Origin of the sequence: Sodalis sp. RH24, from assembly GCF_047324145.1 — a bacterium.
Taxonomy (GTDB): Bacteria; Pseudomonadota; Gammaproteobacteria; order Enterobacterales; family Enterobacteriaceae; genus Acerihabitans.
Genome location: NZ_CP178729.1, coordinates 1,859,928 through 1,880,417, shown reverse-complemented (window position 1 = coordinate 1,880,417; position 20,490 = coordinate 1,859,928). Strand labels below are relative to the sequence as shown.

The window sequence follows — 20,490 nt, the reverse complement described above, 5'->3', positions numbered from 1 at the left end:
TATGCGGCCAAGCACCTAATGTCGCCATTTATTATTGCTGTTATTATGAATTATCTTTTAATTAATTTACTGTAATTGAATTAGTCATTTTTCGTGGAATAATAGGGGATAATACGGCCCCGGCCCAACGACCAGACTAAAAAATCGCTGTCCGGCCTGCAGGTGGCGGCGTCAGCGCAGGGGCGCAGAGGTGCAGGTTGTAGCGGGGAAACCGCCGCTCGATGCGCCAGGCAACCGTTATGACCGGGGGAATGGCGGACAATAAAAAACCCGAAAGTCTTGAACCTAATAGGCGGGACGATCGGGCTCCTCAATTTGGGGACATCAAAGAAAAGCAGTGGCACATATTCAGACTGCGGCCATAAGCGAAAGTTCTGCGTTAGATCAAAAAAATCTCATTTCCGACCGGCGCCATGAGCGCCGGGCTTATGCGTCGGCGCCCGCGCCGTACGGCAGCAGCCGGCAACGCGTACGGCCGGCGCGGCGCGCGCGGCCGGTGGCTGCTGTTTATGTAAAAAAATTAATGTAAGAGGGCGACGTGTCATCATAAGAAAAAACTGAAATTTTCATTTTATTGCGACGCCGCCATGGATAGAAAGGGTCTGATGGTGGCAAAAAGCGTTTCAGCGCCGCGCCCCGGGCAAAAAAAGAAATTATTTTATTTACCGTAAAAAAGTCAGTCTAATGACAAGGTTGGAAGCGTATCATCGGTATTATATGTCCATCGGGGTGTGATTGTTCTCTCACAATGAATAACAAAATTTCATTCTTGCGTAACAAATCGGCCACCTTAATAAGCATGGACCATAACTTTATTGTTACCAGCAACTATTTGATAATTATGAGATTATCAAGTATATTCATTAGAATAAAATCTGAGAATACACCATTATTGCCGCCAGGGAAGCGTACCGGGATTTGACGGTTACCGGACGTTTGCCTTTGGCGTTGTTTTTCCCTTGTCGCCGGGAAAATATACGCCATTTTATCGCGGTAAACATTTTTCTGCCGATGACCGGCGGCCGGGATGAATTGGGCGGCATTCATCATCGGGAAACCGCGTTTTTTTTCTATGGCGTTTTGATCACAGCGTGAATTATGGGAGGCAAAAATGGCGCTCTACCGGCATTGGGCTGGAACCATAAGCAGTGCTGTACTGTTCGGCGTAATCTTTGCCAGCCAGGTCAGCGGCTTCGAAGTGATGAAGACCGGGGATCACGGCGCGGCATTTGGCCTGCTGCTGTTTTTACTGCCCGGCATCGTCGGCAGCCTGCTGTTGCATGAGAATAAAATCATCAATCCGATCGTGGGCGCCCTGATCGCTTCGCCTTTTTGCCTGCTGCTGTTTTACCTCGGACATGGTTTATCCATCAGCCTGTGGTATCAGCTTGCCTACATGTTAAGCGCGGTATTCTGGTGCGCCTGCGGCGCGCTGGGGTGTTACTTTGCCGGCGTGATATACAAAGGGGCGGCGCATTGACGGCGGCGTAAAAGAATAAAGCCAGCCCGGGCTGGCTTCCATCGCAGTGATGCAGTAATAAAGCAGTGCGGATTATTGCTGGTAAAGGCTGAGGTTTTCTTTCGCGTAAGCTTCAAAATCAGTGCAGCCGCCGATATGAACCTGATCGACGAAGATTTGCGGCACGGTTTCCACGGGTTTGCCGACGGTTTTCGACAGGTCGGCCTTGGATATGCCTTCCGCATGGATATCGACATAACGGAAAGAGAAGTCATCCCGTTCAGCGGTCAGTTTTTCAGCCAGCTCTTTAGCGCGCACACAATAAGGACAGCCCGGACGTCCAAAAATGACAGCAAACATATACACTCCTTAACGCATAAAAGAAAAAACGAAACGAATCTTTGCACTCGGTTATGCTTTTCGCTGTCAGCTACTATGCCTGTGACCTGCGTCAAAAAAAAGCAGAAAATACCTTTTAGTCCAATGCATCCCGCCTATCTGTTTCATACGCGTGCAAACCGTCTTTGGACGCTAAACTTTTCTCGACCCGCGCCCGCGGGCGGATTATTATGAGCCGGTCCACTATGATCAATCTGGGTAAACCGTGAAAATAGCCATTTTATCCCGGGACGGCACCCTGTTTTCCTGCAGGCGACTGCGGGAAGCGGCCGAATCCCGACGTCATAGCGTGGATATCATCGATCCGCTCTCCTGCTATATGAACATCAATTGTGACGCGCCCGCCATTCATTACCGCGGCAATCGCCTGGCGCATTACGATGCGGTTATCCCGCGTATCGGCACCGCCATCACCTTTTACGGCACCGCGGTCTTGCGCCAGTTTGAAATGCTGGGTAGCTATGCGCTGAACGGTTCTTCGGCCATTACCCGCGCCAGGGATAAACTGCATTCCCTTCAATTGCTGGCGAAAGAGGGCATCGATCTGCCGGTGACGGGCTTTGCCGATTCCCCGGACGATACCGGCGATCTGATTGCCATGGTGGGCGGGGCGCCCCTGGTGGTAAAGCTGGTGGAAGGCACTCAGGGCATCGGCGTGGTGCTGGCTGAAACATCCCAGGCCGCCAAGAGTGTTATCGACGCCTTTCGCGGCTTGAAGGCGCAGTTTCTGGTGCAGGAATATATTCAGGAGGCGAAAGGCTGCGATATCCGGTGCCTGGTGGTGGGCAACCGGGTGGTGGCGGCTATCGAACGCCAGGCCGAAGCGGGAGATTTCCGCTCCAATCTTCATCGGGGCGGTTCGGCCCGCAAAATTGTCATTACCCCCCGGGAGAGGGCGGTGGCCATCAAGGCGGTCAGCACTTTGGGGATTGATGTGGCCGGCGTCGATATCCTGCGGGCGCGGCGCGGGCCCTTGGTGATGGAGGTCAATGCCTCGCCGGGCCTGGAAGGGGTGGAAACCGCCACCGGCACCGATATTGCCGGAATGATGATTGAATACATCGAACAGCACGGCCAGAAAATGTTAAAACCGGGCAATACCTTGTAAATCCACCGTACCCGCGGCAAAAAGAGCATTTTCAGATTTTGTCCCGGGGGGCGGACATTGGTCTGACCTATGGTGATTAATGAGAAAGCTATCTATTAAAAATCAATATGATGTTGTTTGCCGCGCAATAGCGCGCCGCGCGCCGCTACGCCCGGATAACCGGCCGGGCCGACTGTTAAAATAATTTCCTGCGTTTGTCCATGGCACCTTTGACGATTATTCCGTAAGCTATGCCCCGTTTCGCATTTTTCATTTAGAGGTTGGCCTTCATGGATTCACTTGTTGTCCCGGATCTGGACATCCTTAGACGCTGGCTGGAAAAGCTCAGCCTGACGTTTTTCGAGTGTGACTCCTGCCAGGCGTTGCATCTGCCGCATATGCAAAATTTTGACGGTATCTTCGATGCCAAAGTTGATTTGGTCGATAACGTCATTTTATTTTCCGCCCTGGCGGAGGTGCGTCCCACCGCGCTGATAGCGCTGGTGGGGGATTTAAGTCAGATAAATGCCAGTTCGCTGACGGTGAAGGCCTTTATCGATATTCAGGACGATAACTTGCCCAAGCTGGTGGCGTGCCAGGCGTTAAGCATTGAGGTGGGCGTGACCTTTGGTCAGTTTAAACATTTTATGCAGCAGTCCGAAGAACAGATTTCCATGCTGATTCTGGAAGCGCGTGCCAATGATTTGCTGTTTATTGACGGCGAAGAACAGCCCGCCGACGCCAAAAATACCCTTCCGGTTATCCATTGATCTGCCGCCTGCCGCAGGCGGCGTGCCCTCCCGGTACCTTCCCATCATTTATGCTGTCGTTGCGCCCGCGCGAGCGCAGATCCTTTGTCATTTATGCGTCCAATACCAGATTTGTTCACTAATTAGTGAATAATTAATCGATTAAAGCCATTTTTTTTGCGGATCGCTGGCGTCGCAGTGGCGCTGCGGTTATGCTTGCGATGCTGCGCGTGATCCGTCGGACAACCGTTTTCATAACGTTATCTCCCCGCGCGCGTCCGCGGGGGATCGGCTATTCACGGTGCCGCCAACAGCCGCTGCGCTTATTTAAGCACTGTATACCGGCGACGTTATACAGAAATATCTTTTATTGACCGGGATTTGGAGGAAGCAACGGATGTTCACCCAACGTAAAAAATGGTTGTCGGGTATAGTTGCCGGCCTGCTGATGGCTGCGTCCGTCACCGCATCAGGTGCGGAACAAAAAACGCTGCATGTCTATAATTGGTCGGATTATATTGCGCCGAACACCGTGCCGGATTTTGAAAAACAAACCGGCATAAAAGTCATCTATGATGTTTTCGACTCCAATGAAGTATTGGAGGGTAAACTGATGGCCGGCAGTACCGGCTTTGACGTGGTGGTGCCTTCCGCCAGTTTCCTGGAGCGACAGTTAACCGCCGGGGTATTCCAGCCTTTGGATAAAAGTAAACTGCCGAATTATAAAAATCTGGATCCGGAATTATTGAAACTTATCAGCCAGCATGATCCTGATAACAAATATGCCATTCCCTATATGTGGGCTACCACCGGCATTGCCTATAACGTCGATAAGGTCAAAGCCATTCTGGGCGCGGACGCGCCGGTAAACAGCTGGGATCTGGTGTTAAAACCGGAAAACCTGGCGAAGCTGAAAAGCTGCGGCGTTTCATTCCTTGATGCGCCCTCGGAGATATTCGCCACCGTCCTCAATTACCTGGGCAAGGATCCGAACAGCGCCAACGCCGCGGATTATACCGGGCCGGCCACCGATCTGCTGTTAAAGCTGCGCCCCAGCATCCGTTATTTCCATTCCTCGCAATATATCAACGATTTGGCAAATGGGGACATTTGCGTTGCCATCGGCTGGGCCGGCGACGTGATGCAGGCGGCAAATCGCGCGAAGGAAGCGAAGAACGGCGTTCATATCGCCTATAGTATTCCTAAGGAAGGCGCGCTGGCGTTTTTTGACGTGCTGGCGATTCCGGCCGACGCCAAAAATACCGACGAGGCCTATCAGTTCCTTAATTTTCTGATGGACCCCCAGGTTATTGCCCAGGTCAGCAATCAGATATTCTATGCCAACGGCAATAAAGCGGCCACGCCGCTGGTCAATGAAGAGGTGCGCAATAATCCCGGCATTTATCCGCCGCCCGAGGTGCGCGCTAAATTATTTAGCCTTAAAGTTCAGCCGCCGCAAATAGACCGGGTTATCACCCGTGCCTGGACCAAGGTAAAAAGCGGCAAGTAATCTGCCCGCCGCAGGGTTGACATTATGCTAACCAACAGGCGGTTTCATACCGCCTGTTATGCTATTTCAGAGACGGTAGACGATTAACGATTATCCGTTTCTTCTGTTCCGGAGAGTCATGTCAGTGAACGATGCTATACCCCGCCCACAGCCCAAAACCCAGAAAATGGTAACGCCATTGCTGGAGATTCGTAATTTGACCAAAACCTTCGACGGCCAGTCGGCGGTCGATGATGTCAGTTTAACGATCTATAAAGGGGAAATGTTTGCTTTATTGGGCGCGTCAGGCTGTGGTAAATCCACGCTGCTGCGGATGCTGGCGGGCTTTGAACAACCCACCCATGGCCAGATTGTGCTCGACGGCCAGGACCTGTCCCATATGCCGCCGTATCAACGGCCCATTAATATGATGTTCCAGTCCTATGCGCTGTTTCCGCATATGACGGTGGAACAGAATATTGCCTTCGGCTTGAAGCAGGATAAACTGCCGCGCGCCGAGATTAAGCAACGCGTGGCGGAGATGCTGGCGATGGTGCATATGCAGGAATTCGCCGCCCGCAAGCCCCATCAGCTTTCCGGCGGCCAGCGCCAGCGCGTGGCGCTGGCGCGCAGCCTGGCTAAACGGCCAAAGCTATTGCTGCTTGACGAACCGATGGGCGCGCTGGATAAAAAATTACGCGACCGCATGCAGCTGGAAGTGGTGGATATCCTGGAACGCGTCGGGGTGACCTGCGTGATGGTCACGCACGATCAGGAAGAGGCCATGACCATGGCCGGACGCATCGCCATTATGAACCGGGGCAAGTTTGTGCAAATCGGCGAGCCGGAAGAGATTTATGAGCATCCCAACAGCCGCTTCAGCGCCGAATTTATCGGTTCGGTCAATATGTTCGACGGCCTGCTGGTTGAGCGTCACGACGATGCGCTCATTATCCAAAGTCCCGGCCTGGTGCATCCGCTGCAGGTGAATTCCGATGTGTCGGTGGTTGACGGCGTGCCGGTGCATGTGGCGCTGCGGCCGGAAAAAATCATGCTGTGCGAGGAGGTGCCCGCGGACGGCTTTAACTTTGCCGTCGGCGAAGTGGTCAATATCGCCTATCTCGGCGATCTCTCCATTTACCATGTGCTGCTGCAAAGCGGCCAGACCATCAGCGCGCAGCTGCAAAATGCGCACCGTTACCGAAAAGGCACGCCGACCTGGGGGGATGAAGTGCGTCTCTGTTGGGATGCGGACAGCTGTGTTGTGCTGACGGTATAGGACAGGGGAACATCATGTCTGCATCTGACGAAAAATTACTGCCCCCGCCGGCCGTCGAGCGGGTCAACACCCCCCGCATCTTGACAAGGCTGCAGATGCGCCATGGGCGCAAGGCGGTGATTTTTCTGCCTTACCTGTGGCTGTTGCTGCTGTTTATGCTGCCGTTCCTGATTGTTTTCAAAATCAGCATGGCGGAGATGGCCCGGGCGATCCCGCCCTACACCGACCTGGTCAGCTGGCTCGACGGTAAGCTGGATATCTCGCTGAACCTGGCCAATTACCTGCAACTGCTGGACGATCCGCTGTATATCGAGGCGTATCTGCAATCACTGCAGGTCGCGGCCGTTTCCACCTTTTTCTGCCTGCTGATAGGCTACCCGATGGCCTGGGCGGTGGCCCACAGTAAACCCTCGACGCGCAATATCCTGCTGTTGCTGGTTATCCTGCCGTCGTGGACGTCATTTTTAATCCGGGTCTACGCCTGGATGGGGATCCTGAAAAACAACGGTATTCTCAATAACGTCCTGCTGTGGCTCGGCGTTATCGATCAGCCGCTGGTGATCCTGCATACCAATCTGGCGGTATATATCGGAGTGGTCTATGCCTATCTGCCGTTTATGATCCTGCCCATTTATACCGCGCTGACGCGGCTGGATTATTCCCTGGTGGAGGCATCGCTCGATCTCGGCGCCCGGCCGATGAAAACCTTTTTCCAGGTGATTGTTCCCCTGACCAAAGGCGGCATTATCGCCGGCTCGATGCTGGTGTTTATTCCGGCGGTGGGCGAATACGTGATTCCAGAGCTGCTCGGAGGCCCCGACAGCATCATGATCGGGCGCATTTTATGGCAGGAATTTTTCAATAACCGCGATTGGCCGGTGGCGTCCGCGGTAGCGGTTATCATGCTGCTGCTGCTGATTGTGCCGATTATGTGGTTCCATAAACATCAGAATAAAACCCTGGGGGATCGGGCATGAATACGCTACCTGTCGTGCGTTCGCCCTGGCGCATCGTGATTTTAATCACCGGGTTTACCTTTTTGTACGCCCCGATGCTGATGCTGGTCATCTACTCGTTCAACAGCTCGAAACTGGTCACGGTATGGGCCGGATGGTCGACGCAGTGGTATGGCGTCCTGGTCAATGACCAGGCGATGCTAAGCGCCGTGTCGCTCAGCCTGACGCTGGCGGCCGCCACCGCCACCATGGCGGTGATCCTGGGTACCCTGGCGGCGGTGGTGATCGTGCGTTTCGGCCGCTTTCGCGGCGCCAACGGGTTCGCCTTTATGCTGACCGCGCCGCTGGTGATGCCGGATGTGATAACCGGCCTGTCGCTGCTGCTGCTGTTCGTGGCGCTGGGGCACGCCATCGGCTGGCCGGCGGAGCGAGGCATGTTCACCATCTGGCTGGCGCACGTGACGTTTTGTACCGCCTACGTGGCGGTGGTGGTCAATTCCAGGCTGCGCGAGCTGGATGCCTCCATCGAGGAAGCCGCGCTGGATCTGGGCGCCACGCCCATCAAGGTGTTTTTTATTATAACGCTGCCGATGATTGCCCCGGCCATAGTATCCGGCTGGCTGCTGGCCTTTACCCTGTCGCTCGATGATCTGGTCATCGCCAGTTTTGTCGCCGGTCCGGGGGCCACCACGTTGCCGATGCTGGTGTTCTCAAGCGTCAGGATGGGGGTAAATCCGGAAATCAATGCCCTGGCCACCATCATCCTGGGCGTGGTCGGCGTTATCGGCCTGATCGCCTGGTGGCTGATGTCCCGCGCTGAAAAGCAACGCCTGCGGGATCGCCAGCGGGCGGCCCGTGGCTGATTGCGCAGATTACTGCTAGTCTTTATCCGTGTGCCGCTGTTTAATACGGCGTAATAACAAGGAGAAAGGCCATGTCGGACATCCTGAGGGATGGCAATACGGGCCCGCTGCATTGGCGTATGCTAAAGCGCGCCGCGGCGGAACGGACGCGCTGGCGCGGTAATGTGCCGGTGGCGGTATTGGTCGCCGGCAGCGCCATCGTCGCCACCCGCTGCCTGGGCATGCTGATGTTGACCAGCAACCTGGGCGTGGAGGGGGTGCGCAGCTTTATCGAGACCAGCAGCCGCTCGTGGGATTTGACGCTGCTGTTTCTGGCAAGCCTAACGGTGCTGTTCGTCGAGTTGCGCTGCGGATTTGCGGTGATGCGCGGTCATTCCTGGGCGCGCTGGTATTTTGCCGGGTGCCAGGGCCTGAGCGCCGGCTATTTGTTCCTGGCCACCTGGAATGGTTTTTATCCTGAAATGTTCGCGCTGCCGGGCGCCAGCGCCGCGGAGATCTCCGGCGAACTGCTGATGCATAAACTGCCGGATATGGTGATCGTGCTGCTGTTATTCGCGCCGATCTCCAGCCGGCGGTTTTTTAAACGCGGCCGGTGATTTTTACCTAAAACCGGTGGTACAATGCGCGCCCGTTTAACCGGCCAGAAAATCTATGCATTGCGAACTCTTCAGCGCGGATCGATGCCATTCCTGCCAGTGGCTGGATAAGCCCTATGCGCAGCAGCTGGCGGATAAACAGGCCGCCCTGGCCGGATTATTGTCGGCCATGCCCGTGGCGCAGTGGCTGGCGCCGGTGGCTTCGCCGCCCGCGGCGTTTCGCAATAAGGCGAAAATGGTGGTAAGCGGCAGCGTAGAACGCCCGGTGCTAGGCATCATGGCGCGGGACGGAGAGCCGCTGGATCTCTGCGCCTGCCCGCTTTACCCCCCCACCTTCGCGCCGGTATTCGGCGTGCTTAAGCACGTTATCGCCCGCGCCGGCCTGACGCCTTATCACGTGGCGCGCCGGCGCGGCGAGTTAAAATTCCTGCTGTTGACCGAAAGCCGGCATGACGGCGGCATGATGCTGCGTTTCGTGCTGCGCTCGCAGGCCAAGCTGGACGCGCTGCGCGCCCAATTGCCCTGGCTGCGGGAGCGTGTGCCCCAGCTTCAGGTGATATCGGTGAATCTCCAGCCGGTGCATATGGCCATTCTTGAAGGTGAAACTGAAATCATCCTGACCGAGGATACCGCGCTGGCGGAACGGCTCAATGATGTGCCGCTGTTTATCCGCCCGCGCGGTTTTTTCCAGACCAACCCGTCGGTCGCCGCGCGCCTGTATGCCGCCGCCCGGCAGTGGGTCGGCGAACTGGAAATCAGCAGCCTGTGGGATTTGTTTTGTGGGGTGGGGGGGTTTGGTTTGCACTGCGCGCGCCCGAATATGCGCCTGACCGGCATTGAAATCAGCGCCGAGGCGATAGCCAGCGCGCGCCAGTCGGCGCAGCTGATGGGGCTGACCCAGGTGATGTTCCAGGCGCTGGATTCCACCCAGTTCGCGCGCTCAAGGGCGGAGGTGCCGGATCTGGTGCTGGTCAACCCACCCCGGCGCGGCATTGGCGCGGATTTATGCCGCTATCTGGAGAGCATGGCGCCCCCGTATATTCTTTACTCCAGCTGCCAGGCGGAAAGCCTGGCCCGGGATCTGCAGGCCCTGCCGGCATACCGTATCGTCAAGGCGCAGTTATTTGATATGTTTGCGCATACCGCCCATTACGAGACGCTGGTTCTGCTGCAACGCATTCCCTCAGTTACGTCGTTCAAACCGTAACGCCCGATGCTCGATCAAACGCATCAGCAGGGTCAGCACGCCGTTAACGCACAGATAGATAATGCCTGCGGCGCCGAACACCATGACGTCGTAGGTGCGACCATACATTAACTGCCCATGGCCCATGATATCCATCAGGGTAATGGTGTAGGCCAGCGAGGTACTTTTAAACACCAGCACCACTTCATTGGAGTAGGACGACAGCGCCCGCTTGATGGCGAACGGCATCAATAAGCGCAGGGATTGCAGGCGCGACATGCCCAGCGCCGCGCATGACTGCCATTGTCCGGCGGGAATGGCGCGCATAGCGCCGGTAAAGAGCTGGGTGCTGTAGGCGGCGCTGTTAAGCGCCAGCGCCACCATGGCGCACAGCCATGGCTGCGAGACCAGCGCCCATAACCAGGGAATGGCGCGCAGGGCGGCGAATTGCCCGGGCCCGTAATAAATCAAAAATATCTGCACCAGCAGCGGCGTGCCGGTGAACAGGGTAATGTAGATTTTGATTAACGGCGTCAGCACCGGCGTCTTCAGGCTGATAACCAGGGTAAACAGCAGCGCCAGCAGCAAGGCTATGATGATGGCGCACAGCGTCAGCGTCAGGCTGGTGGGCAGCCCCTTCAGCAGTTCGGGCAGGTAGGCCAGCATCAGGAATCCCTCGTCTCGAAACGGGTGGAACGGCGCTCGAACGCCCGCAGGATGATCTGGCTGAACAGGGTGATGACCAGATACACCGCCGCCGCGACCAGGTACCAGGTAAACGGCTGCTGGGTGAAACTGACGATACTTTTGGTTTGCAGCATCAGGTCATTAACGCTTATCAACGACACCAGCGCGGTATCTTTCAACAGCACCAGCCATTGATTGCCCAGACCGGGCAGCGCATGGCGCCACATCTGCGGCATCACCAGGCGGAAAAAAACCGTGCTTTTTTTCATGCCCAGCGCCTGGCCCGACTCCCACTGTCCCTGCGGGATGGCTTTCAGCGCGCCGCGCAGCGTTTGCGAGGCATAGGCGGCATACAGCAACGCCAGGGCAATCACGCCGCAGACAAAGGGACTGACGTTAAAGTTATCAATCGGCAGGCGCACCGGAATACGCGCCGCAATCAGGTTGAGGCTAAAGCCGTCGGCAAGTATCACCAGCAGCTGCGAGGCGCCGAAATAAATAAACAGCACCACCAGAATTTCCGGCAGGCCGCGCAACAGCGTCACCACGGCGGTGCCGATAAGCCCCAGCCATCTCCAGCGGACGGATTCCCAGGCGGCAAAACACATCGCCAGAAACAGCCCGGCCACCAGCGCGCACAGCGCCAGGCCGACGGTGGTCCCGGCGGCGCTGGCTATGGGTTGAAGTTCATTCATGAAAGGCGATTACTGCTTAAACCATTTCTGGTAGATAGTCTGGTAGGTACCGTCTTGCTTGACTTTATCCAGCGCCGTATTGAACTGGTCGCGCAGCTCATTATTGTTCAGGCGCATGGCAATGCCCAGGCCGGTGCCGAAATAGGCTTTATCGGTGATTTTATCGCCGACGGTGGCCAGGTCGGCGTCTTTCTTCAGCCATTCATTGACCACGGCGGTATCGCCGAAGACGGCGTCCAAACGGCCGTTTTTCAAGTCCAGGATGGCGTTCTGATAGCTGTCGTAAGGCACGGCGGTGATTTCAGGATGTTTATCCAGCAGGAATTTCTGATGGGTGGAGCCGTTCTGCATGCCGACACGCTTATCTTTCAACGCGGCCAGATCGGCGAATTTGCCTTTTTGCGCCACGAAAATGGCGGAGTTTTCATAATAAGGCTGGCTGAACGTCACCTGCTGCAAACGGTCCGGCGTGATATCCATGCCTGAGATCACCGCGTCGAAACGACGGAATTTAAGGCTTGGGATCAGGCTGTCGAAAGCCTGGTTGGTAAAGGTGCATTCGGCTTGAAGCTGTTTGCAGAGCGCATTGGCCAAATCGATATCAAACCCCTGGATTTTGTTATTGGCATCAACAAATTCAAACGGAGGATAAGAGGCTTCCGTGGCGAAACGAATGGTCTGCGCCGCGGCGGCGGAAAACGTCATTCCGGCCAGCACTGCGGCAATAATCAATTTTTTCATTTTTTTATTCCAACAATTAATGCGACAAATAGTGAGCAAACGCCTCGGTGTGGGGGGTGGCGAAATGCGTGGCATCGCCTTGTTCCACAATGTGGCCGTTTTCCATATACACGATGCGACTGGCAGTCTTACGCGCTACCTCTACTTCATGCGTCACAATCACCTGCGTGATGCCGGTTTGGGCCAGTTCACGAATGATGCTGACGATTTGTGCGGTAATTTCCGGGTCCAGCGCCGCGGTCGGCTCATCAAACAGCAGCACCTGCGGTTCCATCATCAGCGCCCTGGCTATCGCGACCCGTTGCTGCTGGCCGCCGGATAAATGCAGGGGAAAACGATCGGCGAAATCGGTTAAACGCAGGCGATCGAGCAGCTTGTCCGCCCGTTCGTTGGCCACGGCGCGCGACAGGGCGAGCACCCGGCAGGGCGCCTCGATCAAATTCTGCCGCACGGTTAAATGCGGCCAGAGGTTGTATTGCTGGAATACCATGCCGACGTTTTGACGCAGTTCGCGAATGGCTTTCTCGCCGGGCGCCTGGATAAAATCGAAATGGTTGCCGGCGATCGACAACTGACCGGCGCGGGGCATCTCCAACAGGTTGAGTACCCGCAGTAAAGAACTTTTACCCGCCCCGCTGGGGCCGAGCAGCACCAGCGTTTCTCCCGCCGGGCAGTCAAGGGTGATATCAAACAGCGCCTGGGTGGCGCCGTAAAAACAGTCAATGCGGTTTAGTTGAATACTCATGCGAAGAAACTGAATAGCCATTAAGGCGGCAGATGTTAACGTCGACAGCCTGTCGATGCAATCTGCCGCGATTAAAATTTACATTTAGGGGCGTAATAATATCACGAACAGCACAAAACGTCATTCCTCACCGCCGTATTGCCGCGATGTGCTGCATTTTAGCCCAGCGGGCAGCGGGCGCAGCGCCCGCTGGCGCCAGCGGCAGCAAGAACCGCTGGCTACATGCGATTAACGTTCTTCCAGCGTTTGGCGCAGGGTGCCGGCGGGATGGGGAGATAGCGTGCCAAGGTAGCGTACGTCGTCCAGCACCCAGCAGTTGCCTTCGCGGATCATCAGCACTTCATCCTGCCAGCGCACCGATTGGCCGTTGCTGCCCTGGCTGCGGGACAGGTCTACGCGCAGGGGGATATTTTTCGCATCGGTATTGAGGATACGCGAGGCGCTGTGAACCTCGGCCGTGGCGGGTCCGTCGGCCTGGCTGCTGAAGATATCCCCGGGCGGCAAGGCGGTAAGCTTGGCCTGCGCTTTACGATCCGTGGTCAATACGTGGAACAACCGTTCGCTGAGGTAAGGGCGGTACTGCCCCAGCTGCGAGACGCTGGGTTTGCCCTGCGGCTGCGCGATGCGCAGATTGTAGAACGCCTGCGCCACCGTATCCGGCCCGCCGTCGACGCAGGGTGCGCTGCGCGTGCCGATATCCTTAAACGCCGGATCGACCTGGGTGCATGCGGCAAGAATCAATGCCAGCGGCAAGAGGGCATAAAGCTTATTGTTCATTATTAACCTTCACGATAGAGGATGGCGAGAGATCAGTACCATCGAGTATAATTAAAAATCAGATGGTTGTGTGAGGATCGGCACGTTTGGCTAAAGACGGGGACGCGCCAGGCCCGGTTAAGATGGCGCCTGGCGTTATTCTGGCGGGCAATGGGGTGGGATAGCGGTCTTAAAATCATTTTATCCCAAGGTATTGTGCGGGTGAATATCTTTATCATCCTTGGAGAATGCGCTTGCATTAAACTTCAAGTGGATGTTATTGCTCAATATTTCCTGATATTTTTTTAATCTGCATTAATTCAGGGCAATCGGCGGGTATTTCATCATTTTTGCCGTCTTGCGGTGGCGCCTGTAAATCATCAATTTCTTTATGGATTAACGCGCCTGTAGCGGTTTTTAATCCTTGGTCTTGTCAAGACCGGAAAATCCCGAGCGCTGCTTTCGCGCCGAGGGGAAAGGATATTTATCAGCCGCGGCATGCGTTGCTGGCGACAGCGTTGAAAATAATTAAATCGTAAACAGGATAGCCGGCCCGATACCTGGCGTATATCATTTACAGCGCGTCACCGTCGGGTGATATGACTCAACAGGATTAGGTGCTTGATGGATATTGGCATGATGAGCAGCGGCGCGCCGGGCTGTCCGGCCGGCGGGCCGAAACCAACGATGCCATGGTGGGCCATGACCCTGTTAATCCTGTGCATCGCCGGCTGCCAGCAGGCAATAACACCGCCGGCCCATGAGGCGGCTTACCGGGTGGACGATTCACGGCGCGCGCATGGCGCGGATGAGCGGGTGCAGTTTTTAGTGATCCATTATACCGCCGAGGATTTCGCCGCGTCGCTGAGCACCCTGACCGCCGAGCAGGTCAGCGCCCACTATCTTATCCCGGCGGTGCCCGGAGGGGCGCCGGGCGTCCCCACCGCGCTACGGCTGGTGGATGAGTCCCGACGCGCCTGGCACGCGGGCGAAAGCTATTGGCGTGGACGCACGCATCTTAACGATACGTCGATTGGCATTGAAATCGAAAATCAGGGGTACCGGCGTACCCTGACGGGCGCGCGCGCGAGCCCCTATCCCCCGGCGCAAATCGCACTGGTCATTGCCCTGAGCCGCGATATCATCCGCCGGTATCATATCCTGCCAGGCAATGTCGTGGGGCACAGCGATATCGCCTGGCGGCGCAAACAGGATCCCGGCCCGTTATTCCCCTGGCGGCAATTGGCGGCGGCGGGCGTTGGCGTCTGGCCGGATACGCGGCGGGTAGAGCATTACCTGGCGGGGCGCGACCCCAACTCGCCGGTGGCGATGGCGGGCATAATGACCCGGATGGCGCAATACGGTTACGATGTAGCGCCGCAACTGCCGGCGGCGCTGCAGCAAAAAGCGCTGGCGGCGTTCCAGATGCATTTTCGCCCGCGGGATTTCCGCGGCCTGGCGGACGCGGAAACCGAGGCGATCCTGGATGCGTTACTGGAAATACACGCCGGTGAGCGGGGCGCCGGATAGCTGTGCCTGATGGCGCAGGAATTCCTCCCAGCAGCCCACCACCTTTTCCAGATCGGCGCGGCTGATATTTAAATGGGTGACCAGGCGGGTAACCGTGCCGGCGGCCACCACGATATCATGCTGTTTCATCCAGGGGCCGAGTTTGGCGGCCAATTCCGCCGGCTGGCGGATAAACAGCATATTGGTTTGCGCGCCCGGGGCCACGATCTCAACGCCCAGTGCCGATAGCCGCTGTTCCAGCCAGCGGGCGTTATCATGATCCTCGCGCAGCCGCTGCACATTATGCTCAAGGGCGTAACGGCCCGCCGCCGCCAGGATCCCCGACTGACGCATCCCGCCGCCCACCATCTTGCGCCAGCGCCGGGCCTGGTGGATATAATCCGCGCCGCCGCACAGCAGCGAACCCACCGGCGCACCCAGTCCTTTTGATAAGCAGATAGTCAGCGTATCGCAATATTGCGTGATTTCGCTGAGCGGGATCTGCAGCGCCGCCACGGCATTGAAAATGCGCGCCCCATCAATATGCAGCGCCAGACGGTGGTCGCGGGTAAACTGCCAGGCCTGCCGCAGGTATTCCTGCGGCAGCACTTTACCGTTATGGGTATTTTCCAGGCTTAACAGGCGCGTGCGGGCGAAATGAAAATCATCGGGTTTGATGGCCGCCGCCACCTTATCCAGCGGCAGGGTGCCGTCGGCGTCGGCGTCAAGCGGTTGTGGCTGGATACTGCCCAACACCGCCGCGCCGCCGGCTTCGAAGCGGTAATTATGCGCCTGCTGGCCGACGATGTACTCTTCCCCGCGCTGGCAATGCGTCAGCAAGGCCACCAGGTTGGCCTGGGTGCCGCTGGGGAAAAACAGCGCCGCGTCTTTGGCGCTGAGCCGGGCCCCGTCGGCTTCGAGCGACGCCACGGTGGGATCGTCGCCATAAACATCATCGCCAACCTCGGCTTCCGCCATCAGCCGGCGCATGGCGGCGCTTGGCAAGGTGACGGTATCACTGCGTAGATCAATCATGCTCACTCCGTTACGTTCTTGATACGGGCGTTAACACCTGTGCCCTAATGATGCCGCCGCCCGGCAAAGGGACCCTGATGCCGGGCGTATCATACCGGGCCCTAGCGCAGCCAGTTGGTTTTGGCCAATTCTACCACTTCATCGCCGCGGCCGTTAATGATGGCCCGCAGCATATACAGGCTGAAACCTTTTGCCTGTTCGAATTTAATCTGCGGCGGCATGGCCAGTTCTTCCTTGGCGGTAATCACATCCACCACCACGGGTCCGTCGGTGGCAAACGCCTCTTCCAGCGCGGCGTCAAGATCAGCGGATTTTTCCACCCGGATGCCCTTGATCCCGGCGGCGCGGGCGATGGCGGCAAAATCGGGGTTCTGCAGGTCGGTGCCGTCGGTCAGATAGCCGCCCGCCTTCATTTCCATGGCGACAAAGCCCAGCACGCTGTTGTTGAAAATCACGATCTTAACCGGCAGCTTCATCTGCGCCATGGATAAAAAATCGCCCATCAGCATGGTGAAGCCGCCGTCGCCGCACAGGGCGACCACCTGGCGCTTGGGATAGGCCGCCTGAGCGCCCAGGGCCTGCGGCATGGCATTAGCCATGGAGCCATGGTTAAAAGAGCCGATAAGCCGGCGCTGCCCGTTCATTTCCAGATAGCGTGCCGCCCATACGGTCGGCGTACCCACATCGCAGGTGAAGATGGCATCGCGGGCGGCCAGGCGGCTGACCTGCTGCGCCACGTACTGCGGATGAATAGGTTTATTGCCGTTGGGTTTGGCCAGGGCATCGAGATCCCCCCTGGTGGCGTGATAATGCTCCAGCGCCTGATCAAGATGATGGCGCCCGGTTTTCTCCGTCAAGCGCGGCAACAGTACCGCCAGCGTGGATTTGACATCGCCGACCAGCGCCATATTCACCGCGCAATGGGCGCCCAGGCTGCCCGGATCGATATCAATCTGGATGATATTGGCGTTGGTGGGATAAAAGGCGCGATAGGGGAAACGGGTCCCCAGCAGGACCAGCGTGTCGGCGTTCATCATGGCATGATAACCGGATGAGAAGCCAATCAGGCCGGTCATGCCGACATCATAGGGATTATCCCACTCCAAATGCTCCTTGCCGCGCAGCGCATGGACGATCGGCGCCTTGAGCAGTCCGGCCAGCCTGACCACTTCATCATGGGCGCCGGCGCAGCCGCAGCCGCACATCAGCGTGATATTTTCCGCCTGGTTCAGCACCGCGGCCAGTTTTTCCAATTCGCCCACCGGCGGGACACTCAGGGACGGCTGCGGGGTATACCATGACGGCTGATAGTCTTCCGGCGCCGGTTTCAGCGCCACGTCCCCCGGCAGCACGATCACCGAGACGCCGCGGTTGAGAATGGCCTTGCGCATGGCGATGCCCAGCACCTGGGGCAGTTGTTCCGGATTGGAAATCAATTCGCAGTAATGGCTGCATTCGCGGAACAGTTCTTCCGGGTGGGTCTCCTGGAAGTAGCCGCTGCCGATTTCGCTGGAGGGAATATGGGCGGCAATCGCCAGCACCGGCACCTGGTTGCGGTGGCAGTCATACAACCCGTTGATCAAATGCAGGTTGCCCGGCCCGCAAGAGCCGGCGCACACCGCCAGCTGACCGGTGACATGGGCTTCCGCCCCGGCGGCGAAGGCCGCCACCTCTTCATGACGGGTGCCCATCCATTGAATGGTGCCCATGCGATTAAGACTGTCGCTCAGGCCGTTAAGCGAATCGCCGGTGACGCCCCAGATACGCTTGACGCCGGCTTGCTCGAGGGTTTTGGCAATGGCTGCCGCAACGGTTTGTTTCATGGCTTTCCCCTTTAAAATGAGTCGGGACTAAGACAAAAAAATCCCATGCCGGTAAAGCTTAGTCCTTTTAAACGGGGAAGTGCAGTGCCTGGCCGGTCAGGCGGAGAATAGCGCGATAAGAACCGGCGCCAGCAGGCTCAATAAAAAGCCGTGCACAATGGCCGCCGGCACCACTTCCAGGCCGCCGCTGCGTTGCAGCACCGGCAACGTGAAATCCATCGACGTGGCGCCGCACAGGCCCAGGGCGACGCTGCGGCTGCGGCGCATCAGCCCGGGAATCAGCATGATGGCCAGCAGCTCGCGTATCAGATCGTTAAAAAATGCGGCGCTGCCCACCACCGGGCCAAAGGCATCGGTCATTAAAATGCCGGAAAGGGAATACCAGCCGAAAGCAGAGGCCATGGCCAGTCCGGTAAGCAGGGGCAACCCAAGGATCATTGCCGCGCCGGCGCCGCCGAGCATCGCGCTGGCAGCCACCACCAGGGCGATATTGGCGCCGCGCCGGTTCAGCAGTATCTGCCGTAGCGTCATGCCGCTGTTGCGCAACTGCATCCCCACCAGCAGCAGCAGCAGGATCAGGGCGAATTCGCTGGCGCGCGAGGCGACGCTGAGCCAGCGCCATTGGGTCAGGCCGATGGCAAATCCCGCCGCCACCACCAGGCAGAGCTTGAGCGAATCCATGGCCATGCGCAGCCGGGAGGGAGGCGTGTCCTGATGGGTGGGCGCCGGCCAGGGCGCGCGCTTCTCCAGCCACCACAGCGCGGCGCCGTTAACCGTCAGGATGCACAGGGCGCTGATGCCGGCATACCAGGCAATCAGCAACAGGTTGCTGGCCAGGTTATCTAAAAATGCCAGGCTGATGCCCATGAAGAACAGAATGATATAGACCATCGCGCTCAACAGGCGGTTGGCGGCCCGCAGCACCCCTTGGCGCAGGCGTGGCAACAGGTAGCCGAGGAGTAAAGGAATGAGAATAATCAACAGGCCGGAATACATAGTGGGGTCACATCCTTTTGTGCGGCGGGGAAAGCTGCCTTAAACTAACCAAAACCGGGATAACTGTAAAGGCGGCGTGGGGCGATGGTGTCTTGCGCGGATGAACGTGATAAGTACGCACGGCGCTGCCGCCTGGGACCAGGCGGCAGCCGGCTAGTCCCTGGCGAAATGCGCGTTGATTTGTCGGGCAAGCTGGTCCAGCAGCTCATATCGGCGTCGGTATTCGGCGCGTTTTTTGCTGGGCACTGTTTCCAGAGGCTTGCGCGGGATGCTTAATGGCAGATGGAAATAACCCTGTTCGTCGCGTTGACCATTGAGGGATAACCAGAAATTGTCGTAGTCAGCGTGCAGGAACCGCCTTTTTTTAGAAGAGTAACGCCGCGCCCGGTACATATGGCTATTATTGCCCACGGCGAGAATGCGCTGGATATCCAGGTTGGCCGCCAGCAGCATTACCGTCTCGAGCGCCAGCCGCTTGGGAAACAGGCCGTGGCAGGATTTTGTGGCGGCATGTATCGCCTCGTGGGCCACCTGCCGCCCCGCCCCCTGCAGGCCGCCGATAAAGAGCGTGGCACCCTGGCCGGGGGTAATGGCAAAGGTTATCTCGGCCAGCATGACATGGTGTTCATCGGTAAGCAGCACGGTGGCCTCGCCTTCGCGGTTTAAATGGTCCAGCGAGTCGAGGCGCAGGTAAAAACGCCGCCCGTCCCTGGCCGCAAGCTCCGCCAGGATGATGCCTGCGCCCGTCAGGTGTCCGTTGAGCAGGGACGGGGGGAGGTGCGCCTGGGTATAGGTGTAGTGAAACAGCAGGGCGTCCAGCCGTTGTTTACGGCGCATGTTCGCGGCGAGATAGGGGCGGTGCAGCTTACAGGGCAGCCCCGGCTGTGAGGCGAGCATCTGCGGCAACAGCGGGGATTGCGCCAGGTATGCCAGCCAGGGCGCGGAATACGCGAACGTGCAGAGATAGCGGAGCATGAACTTGCAGCGATAAACCGGGCGGGCCCAAGCCGCGCCCGGCATCAGCTTGCCGAAAAACAGGGCCAGCGCCAATTGCCAACCGGTTAATGAATCCGGTTTTTCCAGACTGGATACAAGCTGTGACATATCTGTATGACCTGGTTTAAAACAAAAGCCTATTTCAACAAGGCCTTGTTAAACGGTTGGTCAATATGGCGGGGGGATGAAGAAGAGATAATAACTTGTTTACCATATGTTTATGGTGCAGGGCTTGGACCGCAGGATATCGCGTCAGCCGGGGGTGAGATGGCGGGAGGAGGGAATCAGCGCGCGCGGGGAAAACCTAAGGCGATTTAGTGATTGCTACTGATATAATTATGCTTGCGTCTTAAAAGAAAAATGTTATACCTTGAGTATGCAGGGACCAGCTTGCGAAAAAAATGCCAGCGATTCACTGGCATTTCACTAGCATCCTTAGGCATT

Annotated in this window: 21 protein-coding genes; 10 read left to right on the top strand and 11 right to left on the bottom strand. The window is 57.3% G+C overall.

Annotated features, from left to right (window positions below):
* Window positions 1-828 precede the first annotated feature (828 nt).
* Window positions 829-1,050 carry a hypothetical protein gene (locus tag ACL2XG_RS08640; RefSeq protein ID WP_413722369.1) on the bottom strand — a complete coding sequence of 74 codons (222 nt, stop codon included), beginning with the start codon at window positions 1,048-1,050 and terminating at the stop codon, window positions 829-831.
* Between the two features lie 61 nt (window positions 1,051-1,111).
* On the opposite strand from ACL2XG_RS08640, the gene ybjM reads away from it, so the two are divergent.
* Entirely contained in the window at window positions 1,112-1,480 is a 369-nt protein-coding gene (gene ybjM / locus ACL2XG_RS08635) for an inner membrane protein YbjM (protein ID WP_410015938.1), read from the top strand.
* Window positions 1,481-1,552: 72 nt separating this feature from the next.
* On the opposite strand, the gene ACL2XG_RS08630 is transcribed toward ybjM, so the two are convergent.
* Window positions 1,553-1,819, bottom strand: a complete 267-nt coding sequence (locus ACL2XG_RS08630; RefSeq protein WP_410015937.1) for a GrxA family glutaredoxin — start codon at window positions 1,817-1,819, stop codon at window positions 1,553-1,555.
* Window positions 1,820-2,063: 244 nt separating this feature from the next.
* Here ACL2XG_RS08630 and rimK point away from each other — a divergent pair, with 244 nt between their 5' ends.
* The 8 genes from rimK to rlmC all read left to right on the top strand — a co-directional run bounded on the left by rimK (window position 2,064) and on the right by rlmC (window position 10,084).
* On the top strand, window positions 2,064-2,966 hold the full coding sequence (gene rimK, locus ACL2XG_RS08625) for a 30S ribosomal protein S6--L-glutamate ligase (RefSeq protein WP_413722370.1): 903 nt from the start codon (window positions 2,064-2,066) through the stop codon (window positions 2,964-2,966).
* A gap of 269 nt (window positions 2,967-3,235) precedes the next feature.
* Entirely contained in the window at window positions 3,236-3,715 is a 480-nt protein-coding gene (locus ACL2XG_RS08620; protein WP_410015935.1) for a YbjN domain-containing protein, read from the top strand.
* 376 nt (window positions 3,716-4,091) lie between these two features.
* Window positions 4,092-5,204 (top strand): spermidine/putrescine ABC transporter substrate-binding protein PotF, encoded by a 1,113-nt coding sequence (gene potF / locus ACL2XG_RS08615; RefSeq protein WP_410015934.1) that lies wholly within the window; start codon window positions 4,092-4,094, stop codon window positions 5,202-5,204.
* A gap of 124 nt (window positions 5,205-5,328) precedes the next feature.
* Window positions 5,329-6,462, top strand: a complete 1,134-nt coding sequence (gene potG / locus ACL2XG_RS08610; protein ID WP_410016594.1) for a putrescine ABC transporter ATP-binding subunit PotG — start codon at window positions 5,329-5,331, stop codon at window positions 6,460-6,462.
* A 14-nt stretch (window positions 6,463-6,476) separates the two neighbouring features.
* A complete protein-coding gene (gene potH / locus ACL2XG_RS08605) occupies window positions 6,477-7,439 on the top strand; it encodes a putrescine ABC transporter permease PotH (protein ID WP_410015933.1) in 963 nt (320 codons plus the stop codon).
* A complete protein-coding gene (gene potI, locus ACL2XG_RS08600; protein ID WP_413722371.1) occupies window positions 7,436-8,281 on the top strand; it encodes a putrescine ABC transporter permease PotI in 846 nt (281 codons plus the stop codon). The genes potH and potI overlap by 4 nt, the downstream gene beginning before the upstream one ends.
* A 71-nt stretch (window positions 8,282-8,352) precedes the next feature.
* Window positions 8,353-8,877 carry a YbjO family protein gene (locus tag ACL2XG_RS08595; RefSeq protein WP_413722372.1) on the top strand — a complete coding sequence of 175 codons (525 nt, stop codon included), beginning with the start codon at window positions 8,353-8,355 and terminating at the stop codon, window positions 8,875-8,877.
* A 55-nt stretch (window positions 8,878-8,932) separates the two neighbouring features.
* Entirely contained in the window at window positions 8,933-10,084 is a 1,152-nt protein-coding gene (rlmC, locus tag ACL2XG_RS08590) for a 23S rRNA (uracil(747)-C(5))-methyltransferase RlmC (protein ID WP_413722373.1), read from the top strand.
* On the opposite strand, the gene artM is transcribed toward rlmC, so the two are convergent.
* From artM to ACL2XG_RS08565, 5 genes are all read right to left on the bottom strand, one after another.
* A complete protein-coding gene (artM, locus tag ACL2XG_RS08585) occupies window positions 10,061-10,729 on the bottom strand; it encodes an arginine ABC transporter permease ArtM (protein WP_410015929.1) in 669 nt (222 codons plus the stop codon). The genes rlmC and artM overlap by 24 nt on opposite strands.
* Window positions 10,729-11,445, bottom strand: a complete 717-nt coding sequence (gene artQ, locus ACL2XG_RS08580) for an arginine ABC transporter permease ArtQ (RefSeq protein ID WP_410015928.1) — start codon at window positions 11,443-11,445, stop codon at window positions 10,729-10,731. Before artQ ends, artM begins: the two co-directional genes overlap by 1 nt.
* A 9-nt stretch (window positions 11,446-11,454) precedes the next feature.
* Window positions 11,455-12,186: an arginine ABC transporter substrate-binding protein gene (artJ, locus tag ACL2XG_RS08575; protein WP_410015927.1), complete on the bottom strand. Its 732-nt coding sequence runs from the start codon at window positions 12,184-12,186 to the stop codon at window positions 11,455-11,457.
* A 16-nt stretch (window positions 12,187-12,202) separates the two neighbouring features.
* Window positions 12,203-12,931: an arginine ABC transporter ATP-binding protein ArtP gene (gene artP / locus ACL2XG_RS08570; protein WP_413722374.1), complete on the bottom strand. Its 729-nt coding sequence runs from the start codon at window positions 12,929-12,931 to the stop codon at window positions 12,203-12,205.
* Between the two features lie 228 nt (window positions 12,932-13,159).
* Window positions 13,160-13,708 carry a lipoprotein gene (locus ACL2XG_RS08565; protein ID WP_413722375.1) on the bottom strand — a complete coding sequence of 183 codons (549 nt, stop codon included), beginning with the start codon at window positions 13,706-13,708 and terminating at the stop codon, window positions 13,160-13,162.
* Window positions 13,709-14,374: 666 nt separating this feature from the next.
* Between ACL2XG_RS08565 and ACL2XG_RS08560 the strand changes: the two genes are divergently transcribed.
* Window positions 14,375-15,217: an N-acetylmuramoyl-L-alanine amidase gene (locus ACL2XG_RS08560; protein ID WP_413723412.1), complete on the top strand. Its 843-nt coding sequence runs from the start codon at window positions 14,375-14,377 to the stop codon at window positions 15,215-15,217.
* On the opposite strand, the gene ltaE is transcribed toward ACL2XG_RS08560, so the two are convergent.
* The 4 genes from ltaE to ACL2XG_RS08540 form a co-directional block, all read right to left on the bottom strand.
* Window positions 15,179-16,231, bottom strand: coding sequence for a low-specificity L-threonine aldolase (gene ltaE, locus ACL2XG_RS08555; protein WP_410015924.1), 1,053 nt, complete (start codon window positions 16,229-16,231; stop codon window positions 15,179-15,181). The genes ACL2XG_RS08560 and ltaE overlap by 39 nt on opposite strands.
* A 101-nt stretch (window positions 16,232-16,332) precedes the next feature.
* Window positions 16,333-18,054, bottom strand: a complete 1,722-nt coding sequence (gene poxB, locus ACL2XG_RS08550) for a ubiquinone-dependent pyruvate dehydrogenase (RefSeq protein ID WP_410015923.1) — start codon at window positions 18,052-18,054, stop codon at window positions 16,333-16,335.
* Between the two features lie 96 nt (window positions 18,055-18,150).
* Complete coding sequence (locus ACL2XG_RS08545) at window positions 18,151-19,050, bottom strand: lysine exporter LysO family protein (protein ID WP_413722376.1); 900 nt, start codon at window positions 19,048-19,050, stop codon at window positions 18,151-18,153.
* A 153-nt stretch (window positions 19,051-19,203) separates the two neighbouring features.
* A complete protein-coding gene (locus ACL2XG_RS08540; RefSeq protein WP_413722377.1) occupies window positions 19,204-20,154 on the bottom strand; it encodes a VirK/YbjX family protein in 951 nt (316 codons plus the stop codon).
* Window positions 20,155-20,490 lie beyond the last annotated feature (336 nt).